Here is a 4,219-nt window from a genome sequence, read left to right as displayed (position 1 = left end):
CCCGCACGACGCGCGGCGCGACCGCCAGGTAGTCCGCCGCCTCGACGAGCCGCCGCCGCTGCGTCGCCGTCAGCCCTGCGTCACCGGCGTCGCGCGCCGCGAGGATCCCCTCGAGCGACCCGTACCGGTGCACGAGCGCCGCGGCCGTCTTCTCCCCGATGCCCGCGACCCCGGGCAGGCCGTCGCTCGGGTCGCCGCGCAGCACCGCCATGTCCGCGTACCCCGCGCCCGACGACACCGCGTACCGCTCGGCGAGCCGCGCCTGGTCGACGACCTCCAGGTCCTTGATCCCGCGCACCGTGTACAGCACCCGCACGTGCGCCTCGTCGTCGACCAGCTGGAACAGGTCCCGGTCGCCCGTGATGACGTCGACCGCGGCCCGCTCCCCCGCCGGCTTCGCCCGCTCGCGGGCGACGAGGGTCCCGATGACGTCGTCCGCCTCGAACCCCGGCGCCCCGACGCGCGCGATGCCGAACGCCTCCAGCACCTCGACGATGACCGGGACCTGCGGCGTGAGCAGGTCGGGCACCTCCTCGACGTCCGACCCGCCCGGCACCGGCACCGCCACGCGGTGCGCCTTGTACGACGGGATCGCCTCGACCCGGAACGCCGGCCGCCAGTCGTCGTCCCAGCACGCGACGAGCCGCGTCGGCCGCCGGTCGGTGACGAGCCGGGCGATCATGTCGAGCAGCCCGCGCACCGCGTTCACGGGCGTGCCGTCGGGCGCCTTCACCGAGTCGGGCACCCCGAAGAACGCCCGGAAGTACAGCGAGGCGGAGTCGAGCAGCAGCAGGCGCGGGGTCTGGTCCGTCATGCGTGCGAGTGTGTCAGTCCCGTCCGACGCCGACCCGCCGTCGCGCCGCTGCGTCCCGTGGAAGGTCTGTCGCGCCGAGCGGGACGCACCTTCCACACCGCGCGCTCGGGGGAGCGCAGGCCCAGGCGGCGGGCGGGCGGGACGTCGGGCGGGCGGGCGGGACGTCGGGCGGGCGGGACGCGGGCGGGCGGGGTCAGGCGGCGACCGGTTCGCGGGGTGGCAGGCCGAGCTGCTTGCGGAACAGGCGACGCTGGACGACCCAGCCGGCGGCGGCGAGCGCGACCCACGCGACCACCAGGACCACCTGCTCGGCGCCGTCGTCGGGGTGGCGCAGCAGGTCGAGCGCCGACGGGAACATCAGGGCCAGGCCGGTCAGGGTGATGCTCGCCCCGCCGAGGACCGTCAGCCACAGCAGGGCCCGCCGGTGGTACTTCTCGGCGAGCGTGGCGGACGCGATGGCGACCGCGCCGATCACGATGAACCCCAGGACCGCGCTGGTCCCGGCGTTGCCGAAGGCGGACCACAGCTTGGCGCCGATGACGGCGCCCGTGGCGAGGCCGACGACGAACGTCGCGAACCGGAAAACCAGCGACACGACCAGCCAGAGCACGACCGCCGCACCCGCACCGACGAGCAGCGCGGTGCCGGTGGACGCGTCGAGCGCGTCGGCGGCCAGGTACCCGAGCCCGAACCCCGACGCGACGAGCGCCAGGTTCACGGACCGGATGCCGAAGAAGCAGAGCAGCAGACCGATGAGCAGCACCACCAGGCCAGACACCATCGTGACCCCCTCGCGTCGGGACCAGGCTAGGGCCAGACCGGGACGAATGCCGCGCGACAGCCCGACGGTGCCCGACGCAGGCCCGACGCAGGCCCGACGCAGGCCCGACGCAGGGCCGACACAGACCCGAGGTGGGCCCGACGAGGGCGCGACGAGAGCGCGGCGGGCACTCGCCGACGGTCCCGACGCAGGTCCGTGCTCGATGTCGACCGCCCGCCCGGACCGGCGAGGGTCCGGGCGGGCGGGACGTCAGGTGCTGGCGCGGACGACCAGCGACGTCGGGAGGGTGATGGCGGCGGGCGCCTCCCCCTCCACGACCTCCAGGAGCAGCCGGACCATCTCGGTGCTGATGCGCTCGAACGGCTGCCGCAGGGTGGTGAGCGGCGGGTCGAGGGTCGCGGCGAGGCCCGAGTCGTCGAACCCGCCGACGGACACGTCCTCGGGGACGCGGCGCCCGGTCTCGCGCAGGACCTGGATCGCCCCGGCGGCCATGAGGTCGGACGCGACGAACACGCCGTCGACGTCGGGGCGACGGGCGAGCAGCTCCCGCATGGCCGCCGCACCGCCTGCCCGCGAGTAGTCGCCGTGCGCGACGAGCGTCTCGTCGTACGCGTCGCCGAGCTCGGCGCGGTAGCCCTCGAGGCGCATCCGGCCGCCGGGGGTGTCGAGCGGGCCGGTGATCGTCGCGACGCGGGTCCGGCCGCGGTCGAGCAGGTGCCGGGTCATGCGCCGGCCCCCTCCGAGGTCGTCGGCGGCGACGTACCCGAGCTGCCCCTCGAAGCCGAGCGGGATGCCGCAGGCGATCGTGGGGATGCCCTGGCGGACCAGCTCGGCGAGGACGGGGCTGCCCGCGTGCGACGAGATGAGCAGGACGCCGTCGACGTGCCCGGCGCCGACGTAGGACAGCACCTGGCTCTGCTCCTCGGGCGTGCCGGCGACCATGAGCAGCAGCGGCATCGACCGGCCCGCGAGGGCCTGCGCGGCGCCGCGCAGCAGGATCGAGAACGTGGGGTCCTCGAACAGCAGGTGCTGCGGCTCGGTGAGCAGGAACGCGACGGAGTTCGACCGGCCCGTCACGAGGGACCGGGCGTGCTGGTTCATCGAGTAGCCCGTGGTCTTGATGGCCTCCTCGACGGCGGCGAGCGCCTCCGGGGAGACCCAGTGACCACCGTTGATGACGCGCGACACGGTGCCGCGGGAGACCCCGGCGGCCGCGGCGACGTCACGGATCGTCGGACGGCGCCGCGGCGCCGGGCTCGAGGTCGTCGTCTCGTCCATCGGACGGAACTCTATGCGCCGCGCCACGGATCAGGCCTTGACCGAACCGGCGGCGAGGTCGACCTTCCAGTACCGCTGCAGGGTGAGGAAGAGCAGGGCGAGCGGGATGACCGACAGGAGCGAGCCCGTGATGACGGACGTGTACATCGCGGGCTGCGACGCACCCTGGTTGAGCAGGCCGTTCAGGCCGACCGTGATGGGGAACAGGCGGTCGTTGCCGAGCATGATGTACGGCAGCATGAAGTTGTTCCAGATGCCGACGAACTGGAACAGGAACACGGTGACCAGGCCCGGGCCCATGAGCGGCACGGCGATGCGGGAGAACGTGTGCCACTCGGACGCACCGTCGGTGCGCGCGGCCTCGAGGAGCTCGTCGGGGACGGACGCGCCCGCGTAGATGCGGCACAGGTAGATGCCGTACGGGCTGATGAGGCTGGGCAGCAGCACCGACCAGTACGTGTTGGTGAGGTTGACCTCGGCGAGCAGCAGGTACTGCGGGATCGCGAGGACCACGCCGGGCACGAGGACGCCCGCGAGGATGCAGTTGAAGATGAGCTTCTTGCCGACGAACTGGTACTTCGCGAGCGCGTAGCCGGCCATCGAGGAGATGAGCACGGACATCGCGCCGCCGAAGCCGGCGTAGAGCGCGGTGTTCGCCATCCAGCGCCAGTACAGGCCGTCGCGGTACGCGGACAGGTCGGTGATGTTCTCGACGAGGTGCGTCGACGGCAGGAACGTGAACGTCGAGAAGAGCTCGTTCGCGGACTTCGACGAGGCGACGAGCACCCACAGCACGGGCAGCAGGCAGTAGATCGCGCCGACGACGAGGATCGTGGTCCCGAAGACCGACGGGCGCTCGGTGCGCTCGGGGCGCAGCGTCTGCCGCTGGACGGCGGCGACCGGGCGCGGGGGGCTGTAGGTCGTCATCGGGACTCCTGGGAGAAGGCGCGGCCGTCCTGCACGAGGCGCAGGAACAGGTAGGAGAAGGCGAACGTCGCGAGCGCGATCACGACCGAGGTGGCCGACGCGGCGTAGATGTCGCCGCGGGTGAACGCGTCGCGGTACACCTTCATGAGCGGGCTCCATGTCGAGGAGATCGTGTTGCTCAGGGGCCGCAGCGTCATCGGCTCGGCGAACACCTGGAGCGTCGCGATCATCGAGAAGAGGAACGTGAGGACGAGCGACGGCATGACGATCGGGATCTTGATCCGCCACGCGATCGAGAGCTCGGTGGCACCGTCGAGGCGGGCCGCCTCGTACAGCTCGGTCGGGATCGACTTGAGCGCGGTGTAGATGATGATCATGTTGAAGCCGACGCCGCCCCACAGGCCGATGTTCGCGATGGC

5 protein-coding genes are annotated in these 4,219 nt (G+C 72.6%); all 5 read right to left on the bottom strand.

Going from position 1 to position 4,219, the window contains the following annotated elements; genetic code table 11:
* On the bottom strand, positions 1 to 814 hold an 814-nt coding region (locus tag CBZ_RS19005), incomplete at its 3' end, for a 5'-3' exonuclease (protein WP_130783024.1).
* 193 nt (positions 815 to 1,007) lie between these two features.
* Positions 1,008 to 1,595 (bottom strand): DUF4203 domain-containing protein, encoded by a 588-nt coding sequence (locus CBZ_RS19000; protein ID WP_130783023.1) that lies wholly within the window; start codon positions 1,593 to 1,595, stop codon positions 1,008 to 1,010.
* Between the two features lie 249 nt (positions 1,596 to 1,844).
* Positions 1,845 to 2,873 carry a LacI family DNA-binding transcriptional regulator gene (locus CBZ_RS18995; protein ID WP_130783022.1) on the bottom strand — a complete coding sequence of 343 codons (1,029 nt, stop codon included), beginning with the start codon at positions 2,871 to 2,873 and terminating at the stop codon, positions 1,845 to 1,847.
* 30 nt (positions 2,874 to 2,903) lie between these two features.
* Positions 2,904 to 3,800, bottom strand: a complete 897-nt coding sequence (locus tag CBZ_RS18990) for a carbohydrate ABC transporter permease (RefSeq protein ID WP_130783021.1) — start codon at positions 3,798 to 3,800, stop codon at positions 2,904 to 2,906.
* Positions 3,797 to 4,219, bottom strand: a 423-nt coding sequence (locus tag CBZ_RS18985) for a carbohydrate ABC transporter permease (RefSeq protein ID WP_130783020.1), incomplete at its 5' end; no start/stop codon positions are given. The genes CBZ_RS18985 and CBZ_RS18990, both read right to left, overlap by 4 nt.

Origin of the sequence: Cellulomonas biazotea (assembly GCF_004306155.1) — a bacterium.
In the GTDB taxonomy this organism is placed as follows: domain Bacteria; phylum Actinomycetota; class Actinomycetes; order Actinomycetales; family Cellulomonadaceae; genus Cellulomonas; species Cellulomonas biazotea.
The sequence above is the reverse complement of the archived record's forward strand: the minus strand, read 5'-3'. Positions and strand labels throughout refer to the sequence as shown.

Bases quoted from the DNA above. Each gene is read 5' to 3' on its own strand.
- CBZ_RS19000 (WP_130783023.1), bottom strand. From the start codon at position 1,595: ATGGTGTCTGGCCTGGTGGTGCTGCTCATCGGTCTGCTGCTCTGCTTC.
- CBZ_RS18995 (WP_130783022.1), bottom strand. From the start codon at position 2,873: ATGGACGAGACGACGACCTCGAGCCCGGCGCCGCGGCGCCGTCCGACG.
- CBZ_RS18990 (WP_130783021.1), bottom strand. From the start codon at position 3,800: ATGACGACCTACAGCCCCCCGCGCCCGGTCGCCGCCGTCCAGCGGCAG.